The organism is Paraburkholderia phosphatilytica, from assembly GCF_003443895.1.
GTDB lineage: Bacteria > Pseudomonadota > Gammaproteobacteria > Burkholderiales > Burkholderiaceae > Paraburkholderia > Paraburkholderia phosphatilytica.
The window spans coordinates 178,377-205,129 of sequence record NZ_QQOA01000009.1; the positions used below are offsets into that span (position 1 = coordinate 178,377).

Sequence of the window (26,753 nt, forward strand, 5' to 3'; positions counted from 1 at the left end):
GGCACCCCACCGCAAACCACGCTGACGCGATCCAACCCCAGCCCACTTAAAGACCAACGGATTCGAGCAACATGAAAAAACAGATCTCGTACATCGCGCCGGGACAGACCGCCAAGGCGCTGATCCTGGTCTACCTGACCTTCAGCGTGCCGATCGTGCTGCTCGCGGTCGTGGTGGCCTTCATCCGCTACCGTTCGGTCGAGTTCAGCACGGTCTTCAGCGCGTTGCTGCTGAATGCGATCGTCGGCTTCATCCTGCTGTGGATTGCCTGCCATGCGTACAACTGGGTCGCGTCGCGCTTCGGCGGCATCGAGATCCAGCTGACCGACGCGCCGGAGGAAGCGTGACGCCCGTCATGATCCGCGCGGCAACGCCCGCGGACGTCGCGGCGATGCATGCGCTGATGTACGAGCTCGCCGTGTTCGAGAAGCTCACGGATCTGTTCGTGGCCACGCCGGAAGGGGTGCACGACGCGCTGTTCGGCGCGCGGCCCGCGAGCGAAGCGATGGTCGCCGAGCGTGATGGCAGGATCGTCGGCTATGCGCTGTTCTTCCACAACTTCTCGACGTTCCTCGGCCGCCGCGGGCTCTATCTGGAAGACCTGTACGTGCAGCCGTCGGAACGCGGCAGCGGCCTCGGCACGCAGATGCTGCGCCGTCTCGCCGCGCTTGCCGTGGAGCGGCAATGCGGCCGCTTCGAATGGACCGTGCTCGACTGGAACCAGCCGGCCATCGACTTCTACCAGAAGATGGGCGCGACGGTGCTGCCTGAATGGCGCGTCGTGCGCGTCACCGGCAACGCGCTGGAACAGCTCGCAACGGAACCCGCCGCGAGCCGCTGAAGCTGACGTTCAACCCAACGCTGAAACTCACGGCTCGTCCGCGTCCGCCCCGGCGAGCGCATCGCCGAGCAGTCCGCTCGCCTGTTCGCCCGGCAACGCCTCGACGTCGCGCAGCTTGCGGTTCATCGCTCGCGTGCGCACTTCGGCCGCCTCGATCGAGCGCGTGACCGTCTCCAGTTGCGACTTCGTCTTCGCGAGCACGTCGCCAAACTTGCCGAACTCGGTCTTCACCGCGCCCAGCACCTGCCACACCTCGCTCGAACGCCGTTCGATCGCCAGCGTGCGGAAACCCATCTGCAGGCTGTTCAACAACGCGGTCAGCGTGGTCGGGCCGGCGATCGTCACGCGGTAATCGCGCTGCAACGCGTCGGTGAGACCCGGCCGACGCAGGATCTCCGCGTACAGGCCTTCGGTCGGCAGAAACAGCAGCGCGAAATCGGTGGTGTGCGGCGGCGACACGTACTTGTCGGAGATCGTGCGCGCCTCGGCGCGGATACGCGCTTCGAGCGCACGCGATGCTTCCTCGACCGCCGCCGGATCCGCACGCTCCTGCGCATCGATCAGACGCTCGTAGTCTTCGCGCGGAAACTTCGCGTCGATCGGCAGCCAGACCGGCGCCGCGGTGCCGCTCGATACGTCGCGCCCCGGCAGCTTGATCGCGAACTCCACACGATCGCCGCTCTTCGGCACCGTCGCGACGTTCTTCGCGTATTGATCGACGGTCAGCAACTGTTCGAGCAGCGCTTCGAGCTGCACTTCGCCCCACGTGCCGCGCGTTTTCACGTTGGTCAGCACCTTCTTCAGATCGCCGACACCCGCGGCCAGCGTCTGCATCTCGCCGAGCCCGCGATGCACCTGTTCGAGCCGGTCCGACACAAGCTTGAACGATTCGCCGAGGCGCTGTTCAAGCGTGGCGTGCAGTTTCTCGTCGACGGTATGACGCATCTCGTCGAGCTTCTTCGTGTTGTTCGCGTCGATTTCCTTCAGCCGCTGCTCGACCGTCAGCCGTATTTCGGCGAAGCGGCGGTCGTTCGCCTCGGTCAGCTGATTGAGCTGCAGCGACAGCGTGTCGCCGAAGCGCTTGAGCGTCGCGCCCTGCTCTTCGCGCGCCTGCTGCGCCTGCTGCTGCAGGCTCTGGCGCACGGCTTCCAGCTGCTGCGCGTTCGATTCGGTCAGCTTCACCAGCTGCTGCGCGAAGCCGTCGATCTGGTTGTTCTGCACCGTCGCCATGCTCGCAAGCTGCGCGGTGACCGACTGCTGGAACTGCGCGACGCCGCCGCTCAGTTCCGTGCGCGACACCCGCGACGTTTCCGTGATCTCGCTGCGCAACTCGCGTTCGAGCCGCTCGTACGCGCGGCCCTGCGCTTCGGCCGCGCCGCTCACACGCTCGCCGAGTTCGGCGAAATGCGCCGCCTGCTGCGCACTGCGATTGCCGCGCAGTAGCGCAACCACGCACAGCACGAGCGCAACGGCGAGCACCAGTACCGCTATCGGCAACATCGTCGTCATGCGCGCGCCTTTCCGAGCACGTCGGGATTCACGGGGTTGGGTGGCCGCCCTGCGCGCGGACCAACGCCCAGCGCTGCGATCAGGTTGTCGGCGGCGAGATTGGCCATTGCGCGGCGCGTGGCTTCCGTCGCGCTCGCGATGTGCGGTGTCAGCACGACGTTCGGCACGGTCAGCAGGTCGGGATGCACCGACGGTTCGCCCTCGAACACGTCGAGGCCCGCGGCCGCGATGCGGCGCTCACGCAATGCAACGGCGAGCGCCGCGTCGTCGACGATGCCGCCACGCGCGATGTTGGTGAGCGTAGCCGTCGGCTTCATCAGCGCGAGTTCGGCGGCGCCGATCGTGTGATGGTTCTCCTTCGTGTACGGCAGCACCAGCACGACGTGATCGGCTTCGCGCAGGAGCGCTTCTTTCGAGCGATATTCGGCGTTCAGTTCCGCTTCGATCTCCGGCGCGACGCGCGACCGGTTGTGATAGCACACCCGCATGCCGAAGCCGCGCGCGCGGCGCGCGAGCGCCTGGCCGATGCGGCCCATGCCGATCACGCCGAGCGTCGAGCCGTAGATGTCGCTGCCGAGGAAGCTGTCGTAGCTCCACCTGTTCCACTGCCCCGCGCGCAGGAAGTGCTCCGACTCCGCGATGCGGCGCGCGGCGGCCATCATCAGCGCCCAGCCGAAATCGGCGGTCGATTCGTTCAGCACGTCCGGCGTATTCGTGCCGAGCACGTTCGCGGCGTTGAACGCGGCGACGTCGAAGTTGTTGAAGCCCACCGCCATGTTCGCCACCGCGCGCAGCCTCGGCGCCGCCGCGATCTGCACCGCGCCGACCATGTCGCCGGCGGTCAGCGCGCCGTCCTTGTCCGCGAGGCGCCGCGTGAATTCGTCCGCGCTCAATACGTCGCCCTCGTTCGCATCGACGTCGAAGTACTGCTTCAGCCGTTCGATCACGTCCGGAAACATCGGACGGGCCACCAGAATCTTTTGCATCACCACGCTCCTTGCCCGATTCGGATTCAGAAAAACAGCAGCGTCATCACGACGAACAGCGGCAACAGGATCGCCGCAGCCCAACCGATATAGCCGAAGAACCCCGGCATCCTGACGCCGCGCGATTCGGCGATCGCCTTCACCATGAAGTTCGGCGCATTGCCAATGTAGCTGTTCGCGCCCATGAACACCGCACCGGCGGAAATCGCCGCGAGGGTCGTCGCGCCCGATGTGGTCAGTTGCTGCGCATCGCCGCCCGCCAGATTGAAGAACACGAGATAGGTCGGCGCGTTATCGAGGAACGACGACAGGACGCCGGTGATCCAGAAGTACATCTCGTCGCGCGGATGGCCGGCCGTATCGTTGACCAGATGCACGATGCCCGCGAACGCGCCTGCCTCGCCCGCGCGCAGGATCAGGATCACCGGCGCGATCGTCACGAAGATGCCTGCGAACAGTTTCGCGACCTCGTCGATCGGCGCCCAGTTGAAGTCGTTGCCGGCACGCGCCGCGCGCGGCGTGACCGCGAGCGACAGCAGCGTCACGCCGACCAGCGCGGCATCGCGCACTGCGTTCTGCAGCGCGACGTGCGTGCCGTACACGTCGAACACCACGCCCGGCTGCCACAGCCCGCTCATCAGAACGAGCGCGATCACCACGGCGAGCAGCACGAAGTTGATCTTGCCATCAAGACTCAAACGCTGCGTGTCCTTTGCCGGGTCCGCAACCGGCCGCTCCGCGTCGCGGTCGAGGTCACCATCACGGTCACCGTCACGTCGAAAATAATACGAATCCAGCGCGTAAAACAGCACGAGCAGCGCGACGCAGAGAAACAGCATCGGCAGCACGAGATGCTGCGTGGTCCAGAAGAAGCCAACGCCGTTGAGAAAGCCGAGGAACAGCGGCGGATCGCCGAGCGGCGACAGCGAACCGCCCGCGTTCGCGACGAGAAAGATGAAGAACACCATCACGTGCGCGATGTGACGGCGCTCGCCGTTCGCGCGGATCAGCGGCCGGATCAGCAGCATCGCGGCGCCGGTCGTACCCATGATGCTCGCGATCGCGGTACCGAGCGCGAGGATCGCCGTGTTGGTACGCGGCGAGCCGCGCAGGTCGCCGCGCACGCAGATGCCGCCCGCCACCGTGTAGAGCGCCGTCAGCAGCAGGATGAACGGCACGTACTCTTCGAGCAGCGCATGCACGAACACGCCCGCCGCGACGCTCGCGCCGAATGCGACGCCGAACGGCAGCAGGAACAGCAGCGCCCACATGCCCGCGATCTTGCCGAAATGGTGATGCCAGAAGCTGGCGGCAAACATCGGGAACAGCGCGATGGACAGCAGCATGCCGGCGAACGGCACGCCCCACCACGCGGATAGCGTCGCACCGTCCGGCGCGGCAGCGAACGCGGATAGCGGACACAGCAGCAGCGTAGCGAGCAGGATGACGCGCGACGAGAACCCGCGCGCAGGGTCGGCGAACGACACCGTCACGCGCCGAGCACGACGAGTGCGTGCACCCGGTAGGGACCGTGCGCGCCAAGGACGATCGTCTGCTCGATGTCGCCGGTGCGCGACGGGCCCGACACGAAATTGACCGCGCGGGGCAATTCGCCGCGCTCCTTGCGGATCAGCGCGAACGCGTCCTCATGGCCCGCGACGATCCGCGACGCCGGCACGATCGCGATGTGCGTTTCCGGCAGCAGCCCAGCGGACGCGTAAGTCTGCGGGCCGGACAGCAGCACCAGCGTGCCGGTCTCGGCCGTCGCGCAGAAGCACCCGGTGATGCCGACCGCGTCGCCGTCCACCGGCTTGCGGAACGCCACGTCGAGCCCCGCGTCGGCCCACGGCAGATCGGTGAGCGTCTGCCACGCGATGGCCTGCAACGGCAAGCCGAGCGACGCGAGGTAGCGCGCCGCGGCGGCGGGCACGTCGTGCATTGCCGCGACCGTGTCGACGGTGGTGGCCATGTTCTTCGCTTGTTCGACGAAGCGCACGGTGAGGTCGGCCGGCATCGGCGGACGCGGGCCTTCGGGATGGCGTTCGAGGTAATCGGTGACGGCCGCGCGTTCGGACGCGGCGGGCTCGCCGTCGCGCCGCTGCGCCGCGCGTATGCGTGCCAGGATGTTGCGGCGTGCAGCCGATGTATCCATGTGCGAATCCTCGTGCGAAAGCCGTTGCGTATGCGGTGAATTATACCGGCCGTGCCGCGCGCAACGACCTGGCCGAACGGCTGGTTCAGCAGCGTCCGCGCGACGTCACAGCATGATCACTGCACGTCCTGTTCGAGCGGCGTGGTGATGCCGAACACCTGCCGCAGATACGCGATGTAGGCCTTGTCGTCGCACATGTTCTTGCCCGGCGAGTCGGACAGTTTCGCGACCGGCTGCCCGTTGCAGCGGACCATCTTGATCACGATCTGCAGCGGCCGATAGCCGAGGTCGTTGGTGAGGTTCGTGCCGACGCCGAACGCGAGCCGGCAGCGGCTGCGGAAGCGCTCGTACAGCTGCAGGACCTTCGGAATATCGAGCGCATCGGAGAACACGAGGACCTTCGTGCGCGGGTCGCAGCGGTTGTCCTCGTAATGCTTGAGCAGGCGCTCGCCCCAGTCGAACGGATCGCCGGAATCGTGGCGCGCGCCATCGAAGAGCTTGCAGAAATACATGTCGAAGTCGCGCAGGAACGCCTCCATGCCGTACACGTCCGACAGCGCAATGCCGAGGTCGCCGCGATATTCTTTCGCCCACATCTCGAAGCCGAAGATCTGCGAGTCGCGCAGCCGCGGGCCGAGCGCCTGACAGGCCTGCAGGTACTCGTGCGCCATCGTGCCGAGCGGCGTCAGATGGTGCTTCATTGCATAGAACACATTGCTCGTGCCGGCGAACTGCGGACCGAGGCCATCCTTCAGCGTGAGGATCACCTCTTCGTGCCAGCCCTTCGAGAAGCGGCGGCGCGTGCCGTAGTCGGCGATCTTGCAGTCGGCGAACTCGGGCTTCGCGCCGAGCAGCGCGATCTTCTCGCGCAGGCGATCGCGGCCTTCGGTGTACGCGGGCTGCTGCTGAGTGTTGCGGAAATAGACCTCGTTGACGATCGCGAGCGTCGGGATCTCGAACAGGATGGTGTGCAGCCACGGCCCGACAATGCCGATCTCGATCTCGCCGTTGCCCTTCTCCGACGGCTTGATCGTGATGTACTTCTCGTTCAGGTGGAAGAGCGCGAGGAAATCGATGAAGTCCGACTTCAGGAAGCGCATCCGGCGCATGTAGTCCAGCTCTTCTTCCGTGAAGCGCAGCTTGCAGAGCTTGCGCACCTCGTCGCGGATCTCGTCGACGTACGGCACAAGATCGACGTTCGGCGTGCGGCAACGAAACTTGTACTCGACGTTCGCAGCAGGAAAATGATGCAGCACGACCTGCATCATCGTGAACTTGTAGAGATCGGTATCGAGCAGCGAGGTGATGATCATGGTGGTGCTTGCCGGACTGCGAACAGGTTAGGGAAACTGACTGCGGACCGCCATGGGCGGCGGATCCGGCCGCGCGCCCTGTGCTAGCGCATGTTACCCGAATGCGGACAACCACAGCCCGCGCCGGGTCATCGCTTGGTGGGGTGCCCAGTGCACCATAAACTAATCACCAAACGATATAAGCGCGCCGGACGGCCATCGTATGCCCCGATTGACGTTACGTTACAATAGCGCCTTTGGCGTTTCGCCTCCCCCGATACCGCATGCAGGAGCTGCCTGAATGACTCACGTTGTGACCGAAAGCTGCATCAAGTGCCGCTATACCGACTGCGTCGATGTGTGTCCGGTGGACTGCTTTCGCGAAGGTCCCAACTTCCTCGCGATCGACCCCGACGAGTGCATCGACTGCGCCGTGTGCGTCGCCGAATGCCCGGTGAACGCGATCTATGCCGAAGAAGACGTGCCGGGCGACCAGCAACACTTCATCGAACTGAACGCCGACCTCGCGAAGGGCTGGCCGAGCATCACGAAAACCAAGTCGCCGCTGCCCGAAGCGGACGAATTCAAGGACGTGAAGGAAAAGCTCGAACTGCTGCAACGCTGAAGCGGAGCGTGTAACGGGCGCGTGTTCGCGCGTGTCCCCTTTGCTGGCGGGTTGCTACTCGCAGTTGCGACTGCTCGGTTGTCACTGAGTTGCACGCGCCACGAACGAGCCGCTTCGCTTTCGGGATAGCCGAAAGCTATTGACAGGCCCCAAAGCGCCCCATACAATTTTGTTTCTCTGCTTTTGCTGTTCCCCGATAGCTCAGTCGGTAGAGCGCCGGACTGTTAATCCGTAGGTCCCTGGTTCGAGCCCAGGTCGGGGAGCCAGAATTTCAAAAGCCCGTTCTTGCCAACGGGCTTTTTCATGTAATCAACCGTTGCATTGCTGTTCCCCGATAGCTCAGTCGGTAGAGCGCCGGACTGTTAATCCGTAGGTCCCTGGTTCGAGCCCAGGTCGGGGAGCCAAAAGTTCAGAAGGCCCGCTTCGTGCGGGCCTTCTGCTTTTGTGCGCGGAATGTGTCGCAACGCGAATTCCTCGGCGCCGCCTACGCGCATGCAGGAAGATTGCTGCGTCGTGCGAAGCGTTATCCGCTACGCGTCATCTGGACACGTCGTCATCAGCGCGCGCGATTCAGGCGGTACGATGCTGGTTTTCATCCGCATCTTTCTGCCCCCTCACTTCCTTTCCCATGAACACCTTCATCCCGCCCCTGCCGCGCTTCGCGATCGCGCTCGCCACCGCGCTGCTGTTCCCGCTCGCGCATGGCGAAGAGATCGGCAGCGTCAACACCAACTTCCGCGTGACGGGCTCCGATCGCGTCGTCGTCGAGGCGTACGACGATCCGCTCGTGCAGGGCGTCACCTGCTACGTGTCGCGGGCGCGCACCGGCGGCATCAAGGGCACGCTCGGCATCGCCGAAGACCCGACCGAGGCGTCGATCGCCTGCCGGCAGGTGGCCGACATTCACTTCGCCGGGCCGCTCAAACAGCAGTCCGACGTGTTCACCGAACGCATGTCGCTGATCTTCAAGACGCTGCACGTCGTGCGGGTCGTCGACGCGAAGCGCAACACACTCGTCTACCTGACCTACAGCGACCGAATCGCAAGCGGCAGCGCGAAGAACAGCGTGACCGCGGTCCCGGTACCGTCCGGCATGGCGATCCCGGTCAAGTGACGCACATGACGCAAGCGACGCAAGAGCCTCGTACCGCAGCGATCCAGCGTCGATCCGGCAATCTCGCGTCGCTTACGAAACGCGCCCGCGCCACCGATGGCGAGCGGCGCTACACTGGGCCATTGACCCGGCCCCTCCGATGACCCACCGCTTCCGCGATTCTGCCCGCTACTGGCGTACGCCGCTCCTGCCCGGCGCGGACTTCGTCACGGCCGAGTATCACGACCACACTTTCGCGCCGCACTGGCACGATGCGTACACGATTCCCGTGATCGAGGCCGGCGCCGAGACGTTCCGCTATCGCGGCGCAACCCATGTGGCCGAGGCCGGCACGGTGCCGATCGTCAATCCCGGCGAGCTGCATACCGGTTCGCGCGCGGTCGACACCGGCTGGGCATACCGCGTGCTGTACGCCCCCGTCGACTACATCCACGGGCTAGCGGGGCAGATCGCGGGCCGCCCGCAGCCGCTCCCCTGGTTCCCGACCGATGTGATCCACGACGACGACCTGTCGCGCCGGATCTCGCACGCACTCCAGCGGCTCGAAACCAGCGACGACCCGCTCGCCGCCGAAACCGCGCTGCTCGACGCGCTGTCGACGCTCCTCGTGCGCTACGCCGGCACGCGGCCCGACGCGCTCCGGCGCGCGGCAAACGACCCACGCGTCGCCGCGATGAAAGAGCAGCTGATAGGCGACCTCACGTCGCCGCTCCTGCTCGCCGACCTCGCACAGGCGATCGGTCTCTCGCCGTTCCACGCGACGCGGCTCTTCACCCAGGCCACTGGTCTGCCGCCGCATGCGTGGCGCAACCAGGTGCGGCTGCAACGCTCGCTCGCCGCGCTGCGCGCGGGCGCGCCGGTCACGGAAGTGGCAGCGGCGGCCGGTTTCACTGACCAGAGCCACTACACGCGGCATTTCCGCCGCATGTTCGGCGTGCCGCCCGGCCAGTGGCAGGCGAAACCCGCGCGGCAGTCGGCCGCGGGCTGACGCGCAGCTTGCACATCCGATCGCCGGCGCAGGTACCGTGCACGCCGGACCCGGTCGCGCGCGAGACCGGGAGCCAACCGCAAGAACGTACAAGCCCGCCCGATGCAATCCGGCTAATCTCGCTCCGACAAGGAGGAGAGATTGACCGCATCCAGCCATCTGACCGAATTCACCGCCGGCGCGCGCGACACCATCCCGATGATGGTGGGCGCCGCGCCGTTCGGCGTGATCTTCGGCACCCTCGTCGCGTCGGGGCCGCTGCATCTGTGGCAGGGCCAGCTGATGTCGCTCGCTGTGTTCGCCGGCTCCGCGCAGTTCATCGCGCTCGGGCTGATCGCGAGCCACGCGGGCTTCGCGGTGATTCTCGCGACGACGCTCGTCGTCAACCTGCGCCATCTGCTGTATAGCGCGACGCTCGCGCCCTATGTGTCGCACCTGCCGATGCACTGGCGCGCCGCGCTCGGCGCGCTGCTCACCGACGAAGTGTTCGCGGTCTCATGGGGCCGCTACCGGCACCATCCGCCGGGCGTGATCGGCCCGTACCACTGCTTCGGCTCGGGCGTCGCGATGTACCTGAACTGGCAGCTGTGGACGGCGCTCGGCCTGATGTTCGGCGCGTCGTTTCCGCGTCTGCAGTCGCTCGGGCTCGATTTCGCGATGGTCGCGACCTTCATCGCGATCGTGGTGCCGCAACTCGTCGCCGTGCGCTACGTGGCCGCAGCGGCGACGGCCGGCGCGCTCGCGTGGTACTGGCAGGCGTGGCCGTACAAGCTCGGCCTGCTCGGCGCGGTGGTCGCGGGCGTCGTGGTGGGCGTCGTGCTGTCCACGCGTTCGCGCGAACCACGGGGGCCGGATGCGCCGGACGAAAGCCCGGCGGTCTCCTCTTCAGACAAAACACCCGGTCATGGTGCATCCACGCCGCATCAACGCCATCCGGTGGAGGCGTCGCGATGAGCTACGTGCTGCTGATTCTCGGCATGGCGCTGATCACGTGGCTGATCCGCGCGACCGTATTCATCCTCGGCGACCGGATCGTTTTTCCGCCGCTGGTTCGCACGGCCCTCGGTTTCGTGCCGGTCACCGTGCTGACTGCGATCATCGTGCCGATGGCCGTCGCGCCGCATGGGGGCGCCGCCGAACTCACCTGGCGCAATCCGCAGCTCGTCGGCGCGCTCGCGGCGATCGCCGTCAGCGCGCTGACGCGCCGGCCGCTCCTGACCATCGCGGTCGGGCTCGCGGTGTTCTTCGTGTGGCAGGGCGTAGTGCTGCGCTGAGTTCGCGGCTAGAGCGCCGCTTCGCGCTTTCGCCCCATCCATCGACTCAAGTTTTTTCTGCGTCCGCCGATAAACAGCCGAGGTCCGCACGGTCGGACACGCTTGCAGGCCATCAGCCGCAAGCAGGCATTCCACGCGCCAAGCCGGTGTGTCGCCGCCCCCGGGGTAAAACGGGCGCCTGCCGCGAACGAGGCCCGGGAGGACCACAGGAATTGACTATGGGTCAGATCACCCTTTCACTGAAGGACGAAACGGTCGCATCGCTCCGCAAGGATTTCGACGCCTTTCTGCGCGTGTCGCTGAAGCTCGACCCGCAGTTCATGACGCCGTCGTTCGAGGATTTCCTGCGCGCCAAGCTGCTCGACAACATGATGCCGCTCACCGAGACCGCGGTGCATCGGATGTTGACGGGCGGCCAGTACGCGTGGGCGAAACGCACGCTCGACAAGGAGTTTCCGGACATCGTCGCGCTGATGATGAATCAGGCGGCCGAGTTCGGTTTCAGCTTCGCGGTGCGTTCCGAATGGACGCCCGAGGAACTGACGAAGCAGGCGAAGGAGTGGGCGACGGCGCTCGTGACCGCCGCGAACGGCGACCAGTCGCTGATCGATCCGCTCACGTCGCAGATCAAGTCGGCGGCGAAGGACATCGTGTCGCTCGAGGAAGCGATGCAGACGCCTGCGTGGCGCCTGCAGGAATCGCTGCGCCAGCGGGTGTACGAGGCGAAGATCGCGTGCGAATCGAGCGTGGGCAGCACGGCGCGCGAAAAGCTCGGCGAGCTGCGCGGCCTGTTGCGGCTCGGCATCTCGCACGGCACGTTCCAGAAGCAGGAAGCGCAGCAGATCATGGAGTACCTGCGGCTGCTGAAGCCGGAAATCTTCGTGGAGGAGCCGTACGACGTCTTCACGAAACTCGCCGCATGGCTGCGCAACTTCTTCACGCCGCCGCGCCAGCCGCAGCATCAACACCAGCAGCGGCAGCCCCGCTAGCGCGCGAGCCGGCGCCTCCGCGTCACACTCGCGTCACTCCCACATCCGCCGCAGCTTCGCGGCAATCTCGATCTTTGCCTGTGCTGCCGCGGCGAGGCCCGCCGCTGTCGGCGCCGTGGGCACCGGCACGAGCGGCCACGCGTGCGCATCGAAGAGCGGCATCAGTTGCGCGGGAATGAAACGCGTGCGCGACGCCCACACGTGCCGGTCGCCCAGATGCGTCTGGTTGTGCACGTAGAAGCGCTGCGGCGTGACCACGTGCAGGTCTTCCTTCGCGCGCGTCATCGCGACGTACAGCAGCCTGCGCTCCTCGTCGATCTCTTCCTCGCTGCCCGTTGCCATGTCCGACGGAATGCAGCCGTCGACGCCATTCAGCACGAACACGTTGCGCCATTCCTGCCCCTTCGCGGAGTGGATGGTGGACAGGATCAGGTAGTCCTCGTCGATCAGCGGCACGCCGGATTCGTCGCTCGTCGCATCGGGCGGGTCGAGCGTCAGTTCGGTCAGGAAGCGTTCGCGCGACGGATACGTGGCCGCGATGCTTTCCATCTGCAGCAGGTCGCCGTGACGGATCGCCGCGTCTTCGTGGTTGCGTTCGAGATGCGGCTCGTACCAGCGGCGAATCTGCTCGAACTCGGCGGGCCACGGCGTGGTGTTGCTGGCCACTGCCGTCATCAGCTCGACAAACGGGCGCCAGTCTTCCAGCGCGCGGGCGGGCGGCTCGAACTGTGCAAGCGCGCGGCCATGCGGTGAAGCGAGCGCCGTGGCAAGACCGGATGCGTCGCTCGCGGAGGATGCTTCCGCGCTCGTGCCGCTCACTGCATCGAGCACGCGCGCGGCCGTGGCCGGACCGACGCCCGGCAGCAGCTGCAGCACACGAAAACCGGCGACGCGATCGCGCGGATTCTGCCCCCAGCGCAGCACCGCGAGCATGTCCTTCACGTGCACCGAGTCGAGAAACTTCAGCCCGCCGAACTTCACGAACGGGATATTGCGCCGCGTGAGCTCGATTTCGAGCGTCGCGCTGTGGTGGGCGGCGCGAAACAGCACCGCCTGCGACTTCAGCTTCATGCCGTCTTCGCGCGCGGCCAGCACCTGCTCGACGACGTAGCGCGCCTGGGTCGCCTCGTCCGCCACCGAAACGAGCCGCGGACGCTGCGCCGACGCCTTGTCGGTCCACAGGTTCTTCGTGAAGCGCTCGCTCGCGAGATCGATCACCGCGTTCGATGCGGCGAGGATCGGCTGCGTGGAGCGGTAGTTGCGCTCCAGCGTGACCTGCTTCGCGGGCGGCGCGAAGTGCGACGGGAAATCGAGGATGTTGCGCACCGTGGCGCCGCGAAACGAGTAGATGGACTGCGCGTCGTCGCCGACCACCGTCAGGCCGTGGCCATCCGGCTTCAGCGCCAGCAGGATCGACGCCTGCAGGCGGTTGGTGTCCTGGTATTCGTCGACGAGTACGTGATCGAAGCGGCCCGACAGATCGGCCGCGATCGACGGTTCCGACACCATGTGCGACCAGTACAGCAGCAGGTCGTCATAGTCGAGCACGCTCTGCTTCTGCTTCGCGTCCACGTAGGCCGCGAACAGCATGCGCAGATCCGCCCCCCACTCGCGACACCACGGGAACGCGGCATCCAGCACGCTCGCCAGCGAGCCGCCGGTGTTCACCACGCGCGAGTAGATCGAGAAGCAGGTGGACTTCGACGGGAAGCGCTTTTCCTTCGCCGACAGACCGAGCTCGTGACGCACCAGGTTCATCAGATCCGCCGAGTCTTCGCGGTCGTTGATCGTGAAGGTGGGCGACAGGCCAATCAGGTCCGCGTATTCGCGCAGCAGCCGCGCGCCGACGCTATGGAACGTGCCGGCCCAGCTCAAGCCCTGCGCAACGGCCGCCCGCGCGCCGGACAGCCCCGGCGCCGACGCGACGATGCGCGTGACGCGGCGGATCATCTCGTCCGCCGCGCGGCGGGAGAACGTCAGCAGCAGGATGCGATGCGGGTCCGCGCCCTTCACGATCAGATGCGCGACCCGGTGCGCGAGCGTGTTGGTCTTGCCCGACCCCGCTCCCGCGATCACCAGCAATGCGCCGGGCGGATGCGTTGGATCATCCGCGCCGTATTCGACCGCCTCGCGTTGCACGTCGTTGAGCTTCGCGAGCCAGGCGGCGGTGTCGAGCGGCGGGGAATCGGCGGCGGAAAGCACGGCGGGCAGTGAGCGGCGATGAGAATGTCGCACACTGTATATCCATACAACCCCGCGCGGCAAGCGCCCCCTTTTAACGCTGGCCGATCGGCCAGGTCGACCCGTGCAATTCCCGATTCCGCGATGCCGCGCTCCGCGTGACGCTTGCGATACCGGGCATGGTGAATGCCTCGTTCTCTCCACCCATTCGGGCTTTCTTCCGAAACTGTGAGGCGACTATGGAAATAGACACGACCCCGTGGTTTGCACTGGACCAGCACGCGCCCGCGCGCGACGGCTGGTACGAAGTTCAGCTCGCCAACGGCAACACCGCGTTCGCGAATTTCCACGACGGCACGTGGACCGAAAAGCCACTGCTCGTCTTCACGCACTGGCGCGGGTTGCGCTCCGACCCCACGAAAGCGAAAGCCGCCACACCGCCTTCGATCGATGCGGAAGCGACCGCCGCGCAGGGCGTACGCGCCGCATGGAACGCGTTCCTGTCAGGTCCGACGGAGGACCCGGCCGGCAAGGCACCGTCGCATCCCGACATGCCCACCGACACCTCGCAGCAGCGTCAGCACCGGCTCAGCAACGGCCACAGCTGACGCAGCACGGCCTGGATTCCCGGGTCGTCTGCAAAAAAACCCGACGCACTCGTGAAGTGCGTCGGGCTCCTTTTACCCTGCGGAATCTGGCCGCCTCGCCGGCCGAAAACCGGCAGGCGCTTCGTCAGTGATTCGGCACCGCGTTATCCGCCTGCCCTGCCTGCCCCTGCATCTGGGCCTTCATCGCGTTGTTGGCGGCGTCCTTGTCCGCCTGACGGTTGACCTTCGCGTTCTTCACCGTCTCCTTGTACTGCGCCTTCGACAGCTTCTTCTTCGCACGGTACTCCGCGTTCGCCTGCGCGTCGGCGTTGCGCTTTTGCACCAGCGGGTCGTTCGAACCCGGCGCGGTCAGGTTCTGCGGCGCGGGCGACGGCGGCTGGATGCCCTGCGCGGCTGGAGCCGCGGTGCTGTTGTCCTGCGCCAGCGTCGTGGCAGGCTGAATCTGTCCAGACTGGGTCGTCGACGGCTGCGGGGCCGTCTGCGCGAACGCGGCGGTCGTGGCGAAGGCGCACAGCGCCGTACCGGTCAAAAGCGAACGAATCTGGTTCATGGCATTCCTCTCTCTTTGGTTCGTTGGACCTAGAAGGCCGGGCCGTCGGCAGCGCTGGTACGTCGCCGCCGGCGCCATCATCCCGCCAGGTGCCTCTCGCAAAAAGCGCGCAGGCTCTTCTACGGACTGACCTAAACAGAGTGAAGTTCTCGCTCGAACCCGAATGTTACTCACCGTTTCATTTTCTGACGGTTTCATAACATCCTCTACCCGTGCCGCATCGGGCCAATGGGCTTATGATGCGAACCCTGCGCCGCATTCCATCGCCTGCCATGCCCAATCTCCGTTTCACGCTGACCGGCGACTACGTCGAACTGCATAACCTGCTGAAGCTGACCGGCCTCGCCGACAGCGGCGGCTCGGCCAAGCAGATCGTCGCCGCGGGCAAAGTGAACGTCGACGGCCGCGTCGAAACCCGCAAGACGTGCAAGATCCGCGCGGGCCAGGTCGTGCTGCTCGGCGACACCCGGATCGCCATCGACGAAGGCTGACCGAAAGAAACCGCACCATCCTTGTGCCCGTTCATCGACAGCGGGCGGTTTCGGCAATAAGCTTCCGGTTCCACCGATAAGAAATTTCGCGCAGCCGCGGTCCGACTCCGCCGCCGCGCGTCCTCGCCAATGACGCAATCCGTATCCCGCGTGAGCGCGAAGCCGCCCACGCTATCCCGCCATGCCGCCGACACCGCCCGTCTCGCCGCGCCGCTCGCGATCGCGCAGCTCTCGCAGATGGCGATGGGCGTCACCGACACGGTGCTGCTCGGCTCGCTCGGCCCCGACGCGCTCGCGGCCGGCGGCCTCGGCGCGAACCTGTTTTTCGTCGTCGTCACGCTGCTGCAGGGCGTGCTCACCTCCGTCAGCGTGAGCGTCGCGCACGCGCGCGGTGCGCAGGCCGACGAGCGCGTACCGCCGATCTACTGGACCGGCTTCGTGCTGTCGCTGCTGCTGACGGTGCCGGCCTTCACGCTGCTGTCGTTCGCGGCGCAGATCCTGGCGGCGTTCGGCGAGCCGCCGCTGCTCGCGCACAACGTCGGCGAATACGCGGCCATGCTGCGCTGGGCGGCGCCCGGCAGCCTGATCGGCGTCGGGCTGATGCGCTCGTTCCTGCCCGCAATCGGCGCGGCGAAGCGGCTGCTGTGGGTGTCGATCGGCGGCGTATTCGTCAACGCGTTTCTGAACTACAGCCTGATCCATGGCGCGCACGGCCTGCCGCGGCTCGGCTTTCTCGGCTCCGCCACCGCGACCACGATCACCGTCTGGCTGAGTGCCGCCGTACTGATGGCGCTGCTGCACTTCCGGCCGCGCTTCCGGCACTTCGTGATCGCGACGCGACCGAGGCTGCCGTTGATGGGCGAACTGTTCGGCATCGGCTGGCCGGTCGCGATCACGTACGGCGTCGAATCGACGCTCTTTCTCGCGACGGGCCTGATGGTCGGCCTGCTCGGCGAATCGCAGCTGGCCGCGCACCAGATCGCGCTCAACGTCGCGTCCGTCGCGTTCATGGTGCCGCTCGCGATCGGCCAGGCGGCCAACGTGCGGGTCAGCTACTGGTCGGGCGCGGGGCAACCGCTCGCGGCGCGGCACGCGGGTTTCGCCGCGCTCGCGCTGGGCGTGAGCTTCATGTCGCTGTCGGCGCTGGTGCTGATCACGGTGCCGCATGCGATCGTCGGGCTGTACCTGCATCTCGACGATCCGGCCAACGCCGCCACGGTGAAGCTCGCCACGTCGCTGCTGGGCGTAGCGGCGATCTTCCAGATCGTCGACGGCATGCAGACGGTCGGCTCCGGGTGCCTGCGCGGCCTCAAGGACACGCGCATTCCGATGATCGCGGCCGCGTTCGGCTACTGGGGCATCGGCTTCCCGACCGGCTACACGCTCGCGTTCCACGCCGGGCTCGGCGCGCGCGGGCTGTGGTGGGGGCTCGCGGCCGGGCTCGCGAGCGTCGCCGTGCTGATGACGCTACGCTTTCACCGGCTGAGCCTGCACAACAGCGCGCGCACCGGCGCAAGCGGGTCCGTCGCGGCGCCGCATTAGGCCGCGTCTTCGCTGTGTCGACGCCGCCGCCCGCGACGTCGCGCGACCGCCCGGCCGCACCGCATCCCTCACGACCCAAAGCATCGGGCACGATTTCGGCGTCTGCTTAACGCCACAGTCCGAAGCCTTTCAAACGGTAAAATGCCGGCCTGGCCGCGCCGGCGCCGCCGCGCTTCCCACAAGGAAGCGCGCTGCCCGATCACCCTTCTCCCGCCTGCGCGCCGCCCGGCATCCTCCCGGTCCTGATTCCCGAGCGGCCCGCCCGCTGCCCGTCCGTCTGCCGCACGCGTCGCGTGCCGCTGCGCGCGCGGACAGCGCATGAGACGCCGCCGTCGCTTCCACCATTTCAACAGGGACCACCTGCCATGCTGACCCGGGTCACCCGACTCTTCCCGCTGTGGGCGCTGCTCGCCTCGCTCATCGCCTACTTCTCGCCCGTATCGGTGTCCGGCATCGCGCCGCACGTCACCGGGCTGCTCACGCTGATCATGCTGTCGATGGGCGTCACGCTGTCGCTCGCCGACTTCCGGCGCGTGTTCACGCGTCCCTCGCCGGTGCTCGCCGGCATCGTGCTGCATTACCTCGTGATGCCGCTCGCCGCATGGGCCATCGCGAAGGCGCTGCGCATGCCGCCCGATCTCACGGCGGGCATGGTGCTGGTCGGCAGCGTCGCGAGCGGCACGGCTTCGAACGTGATGATCTATCTCGCGCGCGGCGACGTCGCGCTGTCGGTCACGATCAGCGCGCTGTCGACGCTCGTCGGCGTGATCGCCACGCCGCTGCTCACGCGTCTGTACGTGGACGCATCGATCGTCGTCGACGTGCGCGGCATGCTAATGAGCATCCTGCAGATCGTCGGCCTGCCGATCGTCGTCGGGCTCGTGATCCATCATCTGTTCACGAAGCTTGTGCGCAAGGTCGAGCCGATCCTGCCGCTCGTTTCGATGGTGTCGATCCTGCTGATCATCGCGGCCGTGGTGGGCGGCACGCAGAAGAGCATCGCGTCGGTCGGTCTGCTCGTCGCGGTGGGCGTGGTGCTGCACAACGGCATCGGCCTGCTCGGCGGTTACTGGGGCGGCCGTCTGCTCGGCTTCGACGAAGCCGTCTGCCGCACGCTCGCGATCGAGGTCGGCATGCAGAACTCGGGGCTCGCCGCGACGCTCGGCAAGCTCTATTTCTCGCCGCTCGCGGCCTTGCCGGGCGCGCTGTTCTCGGTGTGGCACAACCTCTCGGGCTCGGTGCTGGCGGGCATCTGGGCCGGCCGTCCGGCGAAAGGTTCGACGCACGAACATGAGCAGCAGGCGGCGGTGCGGGAAACGTCGGTGCACTGAGCGCCAACATCACGCCATGTTTTAACGCGGCCGGGGCTCACCCGGCCGCGCCCCCTTCGTGCGGGCACAGACGCCGACCGCCGCAAGCGCGGCACGCAGCACCACGCTCTGTGCTCACTCGACAGTCCCGCGCGCCGATTCCTCTTACAATGACCCGCGTCCACCGCGCGGACCGCACGCTCGTATTCAACCGGGGGCAGGCACGCGCGCTGCTACTGCGCGCAGCATCACACAGGCGCGAGACCGTGGAGAACTGGCGTGCCGTCCGACAACATCGATAACAACACCACCGCCCGGCGTATCGTGGCATTCATGCTGCAAGCCGCACGCGCCCAGTCGCGCAACCTCTCGCCGTTCGATACCCTGTTGCGCCTGCTCAGCCGAAGTGCCAGCCGCATCGCGCTGCTGCTGGGCGTCACGCTCCTCACCGCATGCGCGACGCGCCCGCCCGCCACCGCATTCGACCGCAGCGAAACGCACGCACTGCCGACCACCACGCAGACCGCGCTCGGCGACGCGCTCGCGCTGCTCGAACGCGCGCATCCCGGCGAATCCGGCTTCCGCCTGCTGCCCACCGGCACCGAAGCGCTGCAGATGCGCATCGCGCTCGCCCGCTCGGCGACGAAGACGCTCGACATGCAGTACTACATCGCCGACGAGGACACCACCGGCAAGCTGCTGCTCGCCGCGGCGCTCTACGCAGCGGATCACGGCGTGCGCGTGCGGATGCTGGTCGACGACCTGAACTTCAAGGACATCGACGACGTGATGGCCGCGCTGAGCACGCATCCGAACATCGAGGTCCGCGTGTTCAACCCGTTCGCGAGCGCGCAGTACGGGATGTTCCGCCGCACCGCCGACGTCTTCACGAAGATCGACAACTTCACGCGCCGCATGCACAACAAGGCGATGATCGCGGACAACCAGCTTGCGATCGTCGGTGGCCGCAATCTCGGCGACGAGTACTTCAGCGCCAGCAACACGCTGCAGTTCCGCGACCTCGACGTGCTCGCGGCCGGTCCGATCGCCGCGGACGTGTCGGCGAGCTTCGACCAGTTCTGGAACAGCAGCATCTCCTACCCGCTGCGCGTGCTGAACCGGCAGAGCTTCGATCCGCAGAAGCTCGATTCGGTACGCGACCAGCTGCGGCAGCACTGGCGCACCAACGCCGATCCGTACAACGCAAAACCGCTGAACGCGACGCCGCTCGCAAGCCAGATCGCGAAGGAGCAGCTCGGCCTCACGTGGGCGCCGGCGGAGTTCAAATCCGATACGCCGGACAAGATCTCGCACCCGTCCGACGATTACGTAAGCCCGCCGATGAAGCGCCTCAGCGAACTGATGAGCGAAGCGCAGAGGGAATTCCTCGTCGTGTCGCCGTACTTCGTGCCGCACGACACGGGGATCAAGTCGCTGGGCTCACTCGTCAGGCGCGGCGTGAAGGTCCAGATCCTCACCAATTCGCTCGCCGCGACCGACGCCGTCGCGGTGCAGGCCGGCTACAGCCCGTACCGCGTGCCGCTGCTCAAGGCGGGCGTCGAGCTGTACGAGTTCAAGCCGAACCCCGCGTCACCGCACGCCGACGTCGCGGGTTCGCGCTCGCGCGCGAGCCTGCACGCGAAGACCTACGTGGTCGACCGCAAGATCCTCGTGATCGGCTCGATGAACCTCGATCCGCGTTCCGCGCATCTGAACACCGAACTCGCGCTGGTGATCCACAGTCCGACCCTCGCCGACCAGGTCGCGCAGATGTTCCAGCGCGCGATCTCGCCGGACGTCAGCTACCGGGTGACGCTCGCGACGCCGGCCGAACTCGCCGAGCGCCGCTCGGTCGGCGCGCCGCCGTCGAAGCTGGTGTGGACCGACCGCGAAAACAACGAGATGCGGACGTGGGAACTCGATCCGAACGCGGGTTTCTACCGGAATCTGATGACCGGACTATTCTTGTTGTTACCCGTCGATGGCGAGCTCTGACTGACGGCATTCCTGTCGTTACCCGCCGACGGCGAACGCTGACATAAGGCAAGCGGCGGGCAAGCGGCGGGCAAGCAGCGGGCACGCGGCGCAGCCGCTTCGCCATCCATCCGACCAACCGTCGCCTTGCGCGGCGACGCCGTGGAGTGAACGATGAGTGAAAACGTAAGACTGGAACGCGACACGTTCGGCGAGATCGCCGTGCCGAACGAGCGCCTGTGGGGCGCGCAGACGCAGCGCTCGCTGCAGAATTTCCGTATCTCGACCGAAAAGCAGTCGCCCGAGCTGATTCACGCGCTCGCGGTGATCAAGCGCGCGGCCGCCGAAGTGAACGTCGGCCTCGGCGTGCTCGACGAAACGAAGGCGAAGGCGATCATGCGGGCCGCCGACGAAATCATCGAAGGCCAACACCCGGACGAATTTCCGCTCGCGGTGTGGCAGACGGGCTCCGGCACGCAGACCAACATGAACCTCAACGAGGTGATCGCGAACCGCGCGAGCGAGATTCTTGGCGGCGAGCGCGGCGAGGCGCGCAAGGTCCATCCGAACGACGACGTGAACCGCGGCCAGTCGTCGAACGACGTATTCCCGACCGCGATGCACATCGCCGCCGCGGTCGCGATCACGCAGCAGCTGATTCCCGCGCTGAACACGCTGCGCGCGACGCTCGACGGCAAGGCGAAGGCCTTCGACGGCATCGTGAAGATCGGCCGTACGCACCTGCAGGACGCGACGCCGCTCACACTCGGCCAGGAGTTCTCCGGCTACGTCGCGCAGCTCGATCAGTGCATCCGGCACGTCGAATCGTCGCTGCCGCATCTGTACGAGCTCGCGCAGGGCGGCACCGCGGTCGGCACGGGCCTGAACGCGCATCCGCAGTTCGCGGACAAGGTCGCCGCGGCGATCGCGAAGCTGACCGGCGTGCCGTTCGTCTCCGCGGCAAACAAGTTCGAGGTGATGGCCGCGGCCGATGCGCTGGTGTTCGCGCACGGCGCGCTGAAGACCGTCGCCGCGAGCCTGATGAAGATCGCCAACGACATCCGCTGGCTCGCGAGCGGACCGCGCTGCGGCCTCGGCGAGCTGTCCATTCCGGAGAACGAGCCGGGCAGCTCGATCATGCCGGGCAAGGTGAACCCGACGCAGTCCGAGGCGGTGACGATGCTGTGCTGCCAGGTGTTCGGCAACGACGTCGCGGTCAACATGGGCGGCGCGAGCGGCAACTTCGAGCTGAACGTATTCCGGCCGATGATCGCGCACAACCTGCTGCAATCGGTGCGGCTCCTCGCCGACGGCGCGCACAGCTTCAACGACAACTGCGCGGTCGGCATCGAGCCGAACCATGCGCGCATCGATGCGTTGCTGAACGAATCGCTGATGCTCGTGACCGCGCTCAATCCGCACATCGGCTACGACAAGGCCGCGCAGATCGCGAAGAAAGCGCACAAGGAAGGCACGACGCTGAAGGCTTCGGCGCTCGCGCTCGGCTATGTCACCGAGCAGCAGTTCGACGAGTGGGTGAAGCCGCAGGAGATGGTTGGGAATACGAAGAAATAAGCGAAGGGATAACCGATGAGCCGCGTCGTATGACACGCGCCATGAAGCAATAAAGGCCGAAGCGCATGTGTCGCTTCGGCCTTTTTGTTGTGCGACGCAGTGGCGGGGCCGCAGCCCGCCTTCGTCACACCTGCCCTTTGGTCACTTCCTCCGGCTTCAGTTCGACGATCGCATCGAGCGCGGCCTTCACGTCGATCGCGTATTTCGCGAGACGCTTCTGCTCGTCGGTGACCGGCTCGAAGGTCGGCACCGGCACCGGATTGCCGTTCTCGTCGACGGCGACGAACACCACGAGGCAGTCGGTGGTCTGACGCAGCTCGCCGCTCTTCGGGTCGCCCGCGAACACCGACACGTGGATGTGCATGCTGGTGCGGCCGGTCGCTACGACCCGCGCGCGCAGCTCGACCAGATTGCCGACGTGAATCGGCCGGCGAAAGCGGATGTTGCCGACGCTCACCGTCACGCAGTAGCGGCCCGACCAGACGGCGGCGCACGCATACGCGGTTTCGTCGATCCATTTCATCAACGCGCCGCCGTGCACCTTGCCGCCGAAGTTGACCGACGTCGGCTCGGCGAGAAAGCGGAAGGTGGTTTCGGAGCGGTCCTGCGCTCCGGTGGAAGGCGTGCTCATGATGGCTCCAGCCGGTCGATGTATTGGGGGAGGAGCCGATTATACGGGCGACACAAAAGACCGCTGCCGCCCGTTCCGCGTGTGTGCGCCAGGCGGCGCGGCGTTAATCGTCCGCCGGACTATTTGCTGTGGAACGACACGCCCTCGTCGATCGTGCCGTACATCGTGATGCCGTCCTGGCTGCTGCCCGACGGCGGGGGACCGCCCGCGCAGGCGGCGCACAGCAGGGTCGCGGCAAGAACACCGAGGATGAGTTTCATGACTGCGTGAACCGGGGATTGAACCTCTCCGATTCTAGCCTGGGCCTTCGCACGCCCGCCGTTACGGCGGCTGTCCGTTCCTGACGGCGTCTGAACAGTCCGAACTCCCGCCGCTGCATCCACATTTCACCCAGACCTGAAACATCGATTGCACGACACGCGTACAGTAGGAACCGTGATGAACCTGACTGATGCGGAGATATTTATGTCCTCTCCCCTCGTGGACGACCATAGCCACTTCCCGGGCCTGAGCCGGATCGGCGCGCTGCTAGCCGACCCGGGCCGCGCCGCGATGCTGTGGGCGCTGATGGACGGCAGCGCGCGGCCGGCGGGCGAACTGACGCTGATCGCGGGGCTGTCGCCGTCGGCGGCGAGCGCGCATCTCGCGCGGCTCACCGAAGGCGGTCTGCTCGCGCTCGAGGTACGCGGCCGGCATCGCTATTTCCGGATCGCGTCGGCGGATATCGCGGCGTCGATCGAGGCGCTCGCGAACGTCGCGCAGGTGAGCGCGCCGCAACGCGTCGCGCCGAAGCCGGCGCGTACGGTGCCGGTCGACATGCGTTACGCACGCACCTGCTACGACCACATGGCGGGCGAACTCGCAGTGCGCGTGTTCGAGCGGATGATCGACCGCGGCATGCTGAACCGCGACGGCGATTCGCTCGATGCGACCCCGGCCGGCGCCGCGCATCTCGCCGACTGGGGCATCGAACTCGGCGAACAGCAGCGCCGCCGCCGGCGCTTTGCGTGCACGTGCCCCGACTGGAGTGAACGGCGCCCGCACCTGGGCGGCGCGCTCGGCGCCGCGCTGCTCGATGCGTGGCAGACGCGGCATTGGGTGGAGCGCACCGACCGGCCTCGCATTCTGCGAATCACGCCGCAAGGGCATCAGCAGTTCGACAGGTTTCTTGCGGCGTGAAACGCGTCGGAGCGCCCGCGGCACGGGCTTTTTCAACGTCCGCCGGGGATGAACCGGCGATGCGTCAGGTTTTGTTACACGCATCGCTAGAACCCTTACAAATGAGCGCTCCGTGAAACAGGCCGGTTGGGTAGAGTCAAGTCACGCATGCCGCCATCGCGGTATTCGAACGAGACAACGACATGACCACACCTGTTCGCCAACCGTCAGCCACCGGTCCGCACACGCAGCGGACCGCGCGCCTGACCTCGATAGCCCAGCGCACGCTGCTCGCACTTGCCGCGATCACGCTGTTCGCCGAAGGCGCGCTCGCGCAGCAGACTCAAGCGGCTGCTGAGCCCGACTACGCGACGCAGCAGCCCGCACCGCAGGGCGCGCAGAACGTCGATCCGCCGGGCCGCGTCGCGCGCCTCAACTACATGGCCGGCACCGTCACGACGGAGCCCGCCGGCGCCAGCGACTGGTCGTACGCGCAGCTCAACCGTCCGCTCACCACCGGCGACCAGCTGTGGGACGACAAGGACGCCCGCTCCGAGATGCACATCGGTTCGACGGCGGTGCGCCTCGGCGCGTCGACGAGCCTCGACGTGCTCAATCTCGACGACACCAACGCGCAGCTGAAGGTCGTGCAGGGCACGCTGTCCACGCATGTGCGCGAGGTGCCGCAAGGCGGCTCATACGAGATCGATACGCCGAACCTCGCGCTCGGCGTCACCGGTCCCGGCGACTATCGCGTGGACGTCGCGCCCGACGGCAGCAGCACCACCGTGACGGTGCGCAGCGGCAACGCGACGGTGTACGGCGACAACGGCCAGGTGCCGGTCGCGGCGGGCCAGCAGGTCCGCTTCGCGGGCACAGCGCTGCAGCAGGTCGCGGACAACGGCGCGCCGCAGCCGGACAGCTTCGATACGTGGACCGAAGGCCGCGACGCCGCCGAAGATCGCTCGGTGTCGGCACGCTACGTGTCGCGCGACGTGCCGGGCTACCAGGATCTCGATGCAAACGGCTCATGGCGCAACGACCCGCAATACGGCGAAGTGTGGACGCCGAACGCGGTGCCGGCCGGCTGGGCGCCGTATCACGACGGCCACTGGATCTGGCAGGCGCCGTGGGGCTGGACGTGGGTCGACGATCAACCGTGGGGCTTCGCGCCGTATCACTACGGCCGCTGGGCGTATGTCGACGACTCGTGGGCGTGGGTGCCGGGCCCGGTCGTCGAGGACGCGCCGCCGGTGTACGCGCCGGCGCTGGTCGGGTTCGTCGGCGGTGGCGACAGCCAGTTCAGCTGGGGCGTGAATCTCGCGATCGGCGGTGCGATGGCGGCGGGCGTCGCGTGGTTCCCGCTCGGCCCGGGCGAGCCGTGGCATCCGCACTGGGGCGACTGGAGCCCGCGCTACTACCAGCGCGTGAACGAGACGGTCGTGGTCAACAACTACAACCACGTCACGATCAACAACATCCATAACGTCCACAACACGTTCGTCAACTACCACGCGCCGGGCGCGATCACGGCCGTGCCGGCCACCGCGTTCGTGCATGGCCAGCCGACGGGCCGCTTCGCGCAGAAGGTCGATCCGCGGCAATGGCACAACGCGCAGGTGCAGTCGGGTGCGCCGAATCTCGCGCCGGTGAAGCAGAGCTTCGGGCCCGGAATGCGTAACGCGACCTATCGACCGCCTGCCGACGTGGGCACCCGATCGGTCGTCGCGACGCGCGGCGCGGCCGTGCCCGCGGCGTTCCACGACAACCTCGCGCAACGTTTTGCGCAGGGCGGCGGCCGCGTGCCCGGTGCGGGCGATCCGATCGTGCGGACCTCGGTGCCGGCGCACTTCGCGGGTATCCAGCAACCAGGACGCGCGGCCGGCATGCCGACGCAGAACGTCCGGGTCGTGCAGTCGCATGTGGCGGGCGGCGCGCCGGGGCTGATGACCGGCGGTCCGGTGCAGCACGGTGCGGGTGCTCAGCCTGGCGGCCGGCCGGGCGCGATGCCGCAAGGTCAGGCTGGATTCGCCGCGAATGGACACCCGATGCCAGGCGGTGCGCCTGCCAACGCGATGCAGGCGCAGATGCGGCACGGCGCGCCTGCGGGCGGCGAAGCGCAGCGGCCAGGCGCACCTGGGAATGGCGTGCCGCGTCCGCCGCAGTTCGCTGGGCATCCAGGCACTCCTGGTCATGCGGGGACGCCGGCGCAGGCCGGCATGATGCAGCAGAATCGCGCGGCGGCTGAAGCGCAGCATGGCCAGCCGTCGTGGACGCAGCCGCATCAGCCGATGGCGCAACAGCGCTCGCCGAACGAAGCGATGGGCGGCGCCCAGGCACAAGAGCAGGCGCATCGCCCGGAAAACGCAGCGGTCGCGCAGATGCCGCATGCGCCGTCGACGGGCGCGCCACGCGTCGAGCAGGCGCCGGGCGTTCATCAGGCGCAACCGGCACAACAATTCGCGCGTGGTCCGCAAGGCGGCGAACCGCAGGCGCCTCATGCGCCGATGCAGATGCAGGCGCAGGCCCCGCATGTCCAGCAACCGATGCAGCAACCTCGGCCGCAGCCGGTTCGCGCGGAACCGCAGCATGCGCCGGAGCAGTTCCATGCGCAGGCGCCTCAGCAGCCACGGGCGGAGTTCCATCCGCAACCTCAACCGCAACCGCGCGCGGAATTCCATCCGCAGCCACAGCCGCAACCGCGTCCGCAACCGCAGCAGGTGCGTGAGCAGCCGCGTCCGCAACCTCAGCCGCAGCACGAGCAGCCGCATCAGCAGGCCAACGAAAACCATGGGCGCGACAAGCCGCATGGCTGAGCGCGAGGCTCATCGACCAAAAACCTCGGGTAATCGCTGATGTCGTTAAAAAGGCCGCCGGATCTCGACGATCCGGCGGCCTCGCCGATTTCAATCACGAAACGTTTACTCGCGCGGGCTGCGTGGATAAACCCCGCGCGCGGACAC

25 protein-coding genes and 2 tRNA genes are annotated in these 26,753 nt (G+C 67.0%); 18 read left to right on the forward strand and 9 right to left on the reverse strand.

Translation table 11 applies throughout. The features are described from left to right. Positions 1 to 71 precede the first annotated feature (71 nt). Both DVS29_RS12285 and DVS29_RS12290 read left to right on the forward strand, forming a co-directional pair. Positions 72 to 347, forward strand: coding sequence for a hypothetical protein (locus DVS29_RS12285; RefSeq protein ID WP_118180729.1), 276 nt, complete (start codon positions 72 to 74; stop codon positions 345 to 347). An 8-nt stretch (positions 348 to 355) separates the two neighbouring features. Beyond that, entirely contained in the window at positions 356 to 841 is a 486-nt protein-coding gene (locus DVS29_RS12290) for a GNAT family N-acetyltransferase (protein WP_118180797.1), read from the forward strand. 27 nt (positions 842 to 868) lie between these two features. On the opposite strand, the gene DVS29_RS12295 is transcribed toward DVS29_RS12290, so the two are convergent. The 5 genes from DVS29_RS12295 to pncB form a co-directional block, all read right to left on the reverse strand. Next, positions 869 to 2,350, reverse strand: coding sequence for a DNA recombination protein RmuC (locus DVS29_RS12295; RefSeq protein ID WP_118180730.1), 1,482 nt, complete (start codon positions 2,348 to 2,350; stop codon positions 869 to 871). Beyond that, a complete protein-coding gene (locus DVS29_RS12300; protein WP_118180731.1) occupies positions 2,347 to 3,336 on the reverse strand; it encodes a 2-hydroxyacid dehydrogenase in 990 nt (329 codons plus the stop codon). The genes DVS29_RS12295 and DVS29_RS12300 overlap by 4 nt, the downstream gene beginning before the upstream one ends. 26 nt (positions 3,337 to 3,362) lie before the next feature. After that, positions 3,363 to 4,823, reverse strand: a complete 1,461-nt coding sequence (locus tag DVS29_RS12305) for a sodium:proton antiporter (protein WP_205962439.1) — start codon at positions 4,821 to 4,823, stop codon at positions 3,363 to 3,365. Positions 4,824 to 4,825: 2 nt separating this feature from the next. Continuing rightward, positions 4,826 to 5,488, reverse strand: coding sequence for a LutC/YkgG family protein (locus DVS29_RS12310; RefSeq protein ID WP_118180733.1), 663 nt, complete (start codon positions 5,486 to 5,488; stop codon positions 4,826 to 4,828). Positions 5,489 to 5,604: 116 nt separating this feature from the next. After that, on the reverse strand, positions 5,605 to 6,801 hold the full coding sequence (gene pncB / locus DVS29_RS12315; RefSeq protein WP_118180734.1) for a nicotinate phosphoribosyltransferase: 1,197 nt from the start codon (positions 6,799 to 6,801) through the stop codon (positions 5,605 to 5,607). 280 nt (positions 6,802 to 7,081) lie between these two features. Here pncB and fdxA point away from each other — a divergent pair, with 280 nt between their 5' ends. The 8 genes from fdxA (at position 7,082) to DVS29_RS12360 (ending at position 11,770) form a co-directional block, all read left to right on the forward strand. Next, a complete protein-coding gene (gene fdxA, locus DVS29_RS12325; protein WP_118180735.1) occupies positions 7,082 to 7,405 on the forward strand; it encodes a ferredoxin FdxA in 324 nt (107 codons plus the stop codon). Between the two features lie 190 nt (positions 7,406 to 7,595). After that, positions 7,596 to 7,671, forward strand: a tRNA-Asn gene (locus DVS29_RS12330). Positions 7,672 to 7,733: 62 nt separating this feature from the next. Next, positions 7,734 to 7,809: transfer RNA gene (locus DVS29_RS12335), tRNA-Asn, on the forward strand. 224 nt (positions 7,810 to 8,033) lie between these two features. Next, a complete protein-coding gene (locus DVS29_RS12340) occupies positions 8,034 to 8,519 on the forward strand; it encodes a CreA family protein (RefSeq protein ID WP_118180736.1) in 486 nt (161 codons plus the stop codon). Positions 8,520 to 8,658: 139 nt separating this feature from the next. Then, a complete protein-coding gene (locus DVS29_RS12345) occupies positions 8,659 to 9,507 on the forward strand; it encodes a helix-turn-helix transcriptional regulator (protein ID WP_118180737.1) in 849 nt (282 codons plus the stop codon). A 198-nt stretch (positions 9,508 to 9,705) separates the two neighbouring features. Then, positions 9,706 to 10,461, forward strand: coding sequence for an AzlC family ABC transporter permease (locus tag DVS29_RS12350; protein WP_118180798.1), 756 nt, complete (start codon positions 9,706 to 9,708; stop codon positions 10,459 to 10,461). Next, entirely contained in the window at positions 10,458 to 10,781 is a 324-nt protein-coding gene (locus DVS29_RS12355) for an AzlD domain-containing protein (protein WP_118180738.1), read from the forward strand. The genes DVS29_RS12350 and DVS29_RS12355 overlap by 4 nt, the downstream gene beginning before the upstream one ends. Before the next feature lie 218 nt (positions 10,782 to 10,999). Beyond that, complete coding sequence (locus DVS29_RS12360) at positions 11,000 to 11,770, forward strand: DUF4088 family protein (RefSeq protein ID WP_118180739.1); 771 nt, start codon at positions 11,000 to 11,002, stop codon at positions 11,768 to 11,770. 33 nt (positions 11,771 to 11,803) lie between these two features. Here DVS29_RS12360 and DVS29_RS12365 read toward each other — a convergent pair whose 3' ends face one another. After that, positions 11,804 to 13,972 (reverse strand): ATP-dependent helicase, encoded by a 2,169-nt coding sequence (locus tag DVS29_RS12365; RefSeq protein WP_118180740.1) that lies wholly within the window; start codon positions 13,970 to 13,972, stop codon positions 11,804 to 11,806. Between the two features lie 218 nt (positions 13,973 to 14,190). Here DVS29_RS12365 and DVS29_RS12370 point away from each other — a divergent pair, with 218 nt between their 5' ends. Beyond that, on the forward strand, positions 14,191 to 14,559 hold the full coding sequence (locus DVS29_RS12370) for a hypothetical protein (RefSeq protein WP_240655557.1): 369 nt from the start codon (positions 14,191 to 14,193) through the stop codon (positions 14,557 to 14,559). A gap of 124 nt (positions 14,560 to 14,683) precedes the next feature. On the opposite strand, the gene DVS29_RS12375 is transcribed toward DVS29_RS12370, so the two are convergent. Beyond that, the gene (locus DVS29_RS12375; RefSeq protein ID WP_118180741.1) at positions 14,684 to 15,109 is read right to left on the reverse strand and encodes a hypothetical protein; all 426 of its coding nucleotides are present in this window, start codon (positions 15,107 to 15,109) and stop codon (positions 14,684 to 14,686) included. Between the two features lie 272 nt (positions 15,110 to 15,381). Between DVS29_RS12375 and DVS29_RS12380 the strand changes: the two genes are divergently transcribed. The 5 genes from DVS29_RS12380 to fumC all read left to right on the forward strand — a co-directional run bounded on the left by DVS29_RS12380 (position 15,382) and on the right by fumC (position 22,001). Continuing rightward, entirely contained in the window at positions 15,382 to 15,600 is a 219-nt protein-coding gene (locus tag DVS29_RS12380; protein WP_118180742.1) for an RNA-binding S4 domain-containing protein, read from the forward strand. A 129-nt stretch (positions 15,601 to 15,729) separates the two neighbouring features. Further along, entirely contained in the window at positions 15,730 to 17,142 is a 1,413-nt protein-coding gene (locus tag DVS29_RS12385) for an MATE family efflux transporter (RefSeq protein ID WP_118180743.1), read from the forward strand. 365 nt (positions 17,143 to 17,507) lie between these two features. Further along, a complete protein-coding gene (panS, locus tag DVS29_RS12390) occupies positions 17,508 to 18,473 on the forward strand; it encodes a ketopantoate/pantoate/pantothenate transporter PanS (RefSeq protein WP_118180744.1) in 966 nt (321 codons plus the stop codon). 312 nt (positions 18,474 to 18,785) lie between these two features. Beyond that, the gene (locus DVS29_RS12395; RefSeq protein WP_118180799.1) at positions 18,786 to 20,447 is read left to right on the forward strand and encodes a phospholipase D family protein; all 1,662 of its coding nucleotides are present in this window, start codon (positions 18,786 to 18,788) and stop codon (positions 20,445 to 20,447) included. Between the two features lie 153 nt (positions 20,448 to 20,600). Continuing rightward, positions 20,601 to 22,001: a class II fumarate hydratase gene (gene fumC / locus DVS29_RS12400; protein WP_118180745.1), complete on the forward strand. Its 1,401-nt coding sequence runs from the start codon at positions 20,601 to 20,603 to the stop codon at positions 21,999 to 22,001. Positions 22,002 to 22,125: 124 nt separating this feature from the next. On the opposite strand, the gene DVS29_RS12405 is transcribed toward fumC, so the two are convergent. Then, positions 22,126 to 22,632, reverse strand: a complete 507-nt coding sequence (locus tag DVS29_RS12405) for an acyl-CoA thioesterase (RefSeq protein ID WP_118180746.1) — start codon at positions 22,630 to 22,632, stop codon at positions 22,126 to 22,128. Positions 22,633 to 22,751: 119 nt separating this feature from the next. Then, on the reverse strand, positions 22,752 to 22,892 hold the full coding sequence (locus tag DVS29_RS37290; protein WP_164707898.1) for a hypothetical protein: 141 nt from the start codon (positions 22,890 to 22,892) through the stop codon (positions 22,752 to 22,754). A gap of 205 nt (positions 22,893 to 23,097) precedes the next feature. Between DVS29_RS37290 and DVS29_RS12410 the strand changes: the two genes are divergently transcribed. Further along, on the forward strand, positions 23,098 to 23,811 hold the full coding sequence (locus DVS29_RS12410) for an ArsR/SmtB family transcription factor (RefSeq protein ID WP_118180800.1): 714 nt from the start codon (positions 23,098 to 23,100) through the stop codon (positions 23,809 to 23,811). Positions 23,812 to 23,993: 182 nt separating this feature from the next. Continuing rightward, complete coding sequence (locus tag DVS29_RS12415) at positions 23,994 to 26,606, forward strand: DUF6600 domain-containing protein (protein WP_240655558.1); 2,613 nt, start codon at positions 23,994 to 23,996, stop codon at positions 26,604 to 26,606. Positions 26,607 to 26,753: the final 147 nt, after the last annotated feature.

Excerpts from the sequence above, each read along its gene's own strand:
- DVS29_RS37290 (WP_164707898.1), bottom strand. The coding sequence starts at position 22,892 with ATGAAACTCATCCTCGGTGTTCTTGCCGCGACCCTGCTGTGCGCCGCC.
- DVS29_RS12375 (WP_118180741.1), bottom strand. The coding sequence starts at position 15,109 with ATGAACCAGATTCGTTCGCTTTTGACCGGTACGGCGCTGTGCGCCTTC.
- DVS29_RS12345 (WP_118180737.1), top strand. The coding sequence starts at position 8,659 with ATGACCCACCGCTTCCGCGATTCTGCCCGCTACTGGCGTACGCCGCTC.
- DVS29_RS12395 (WP_118180799.1), top strand. The coding sequence starts at position 18,786 with ATGCTGCAAGCCGCACGCGCCCAGTCGCGCAACCTCTCGCCGTTCGAT.
- DVS29_RS12290 (WP_118180797.1), top strand. The coding sequence starts at position 356 with ATGATCCGCGCGGCAACGCCCGCGGACGTCGCGGCGATGCATGCGCTG.
- fdxA (WP_118180735.1), top strand. The coding sequence starts at position 7,082 with ATGACTCACGTTGTGACCGAAAGCTGCATCAAGTGCCGCTATACCGAC.
- fumC (WP_118180745.1), top strand. The coding sequence starts at position 20,601 with ATGAGTGAAAACGTAAGACTGGAACGCGACACGTTCGGCGAGATCGCC.
- DVS29_RS12385 (WP_118180743.1), top strand. The coding sequence starts at position 15,730 with ATGACGCAATCCGTATCCCGCGTGAGCGCGAAGCCGCCCACGCTATCC.
- DVS29_RS12360 (WP_118180739.1), top strand. The coding sequence starts at position 11,000 with ATGGGTCAGATCACCCTTTCACTGAAGGACGAAACGGTCGCATCGCTC.
- DVS29_RS12340 (WP_118180736.1), top strand. The coding sequence starts at position 8,034 with ATGAACACCTTCATCCCGCCCCTGCCGCGCTTCGCGATCGCGCTCGCC.
- DVS29_RS12355 (WP_118180738.1), top strand. The coding sequence starts at position 10,458 with ATGAGCTACGTGCTGCTGATTCTCGGCATGGCGCTGATCACGTGGCTG.
- pncB (WP_118180734.1), bottom strand. The coding sequence starts at position 6,801 with ATGATCATCACCTCGCTGCTCGATACCGATCTCTACAAGTTCACGATG.
- DVS29_RS12415 (WP_240655558.1), top strand. The coding sequence starts at position 23,994 with ATGACCACACCTGTTCGCCAACCGTCAGCCACCGGTCCGCACACGCAG.
- DVS29_RS12310 (WP_118180733.1), bottom strand. The coding sequence starts at position 5,488 with ATGGATACATCGGCTGCACGCCGCAACATCCTGGCACGCATACGCGCG.
- DVS29_RS12410 (WP_118180800.1), top strand. The coding sequence starts at position 23,098 with ATGTCCTCTCCCCTCGTGGACGACCATAGCCACTTCCCGGGCCTGAGC.
- DVS29_RS12350 (WP_118180798.1), top strand. The coding sequence starts at position 9,706 with ATGATGGTGGGCGCCGCGCCGTTCGGCGTGATCTTCGGCACCCTCGTC.
- DVS29_RS12380 (WP_118180742.1), top strand. The coding sequence starts at position 15,382 with ATGCCCAATCTCCGTTTCACGCTGACCGGCGACTACGTCGAACTGCAT.
- DVS29_RS12405 (WP_118180746.1), bottom strand. The coding sequence starts at position 22,632 with ATGAGCACGCCTTCCACCGGAGCGCAGGACCGCTCCGAAACCACCTTC.
- panS (WP_118180744.1), top strand. The coding sequence starts at position 17,508 with ATGCTGACCCGGGTCACCCGACTCTTCCCGCTGTGGGCGCTGCTCGCC.
- DVS29_RS12370 (WP_240655557.1), top strand. The coding sequence starts at position 14,191 with ATGGAAATAGACACGACCCCGTGGTTTGCACTGGACCAGCACGCGCCC.
- DVS29_RS12285 (WP_118180729.1), top strand. The coding sequence starts at position 72 with ATGAAAAAACAGATCTCGTACATCGCGCCGGGACAGACCGCCAAGGCG.
- DVS29_RS12300 (WP_118180731.1), bottom strand. The coding sequence starts at position 3,336 with ATGCAAAAGATTCTGGTGGCCCGTCCGATGTTTCCGGACGTGATCGAA.
- DVS29_RS12295 (WP_118180730.1), bottom strand. The coding sequence starts at position 2,350 with ATGACGACGATGTTGCCGATAGCGGTACTGGTGCTCGCCGTTGCGCTC.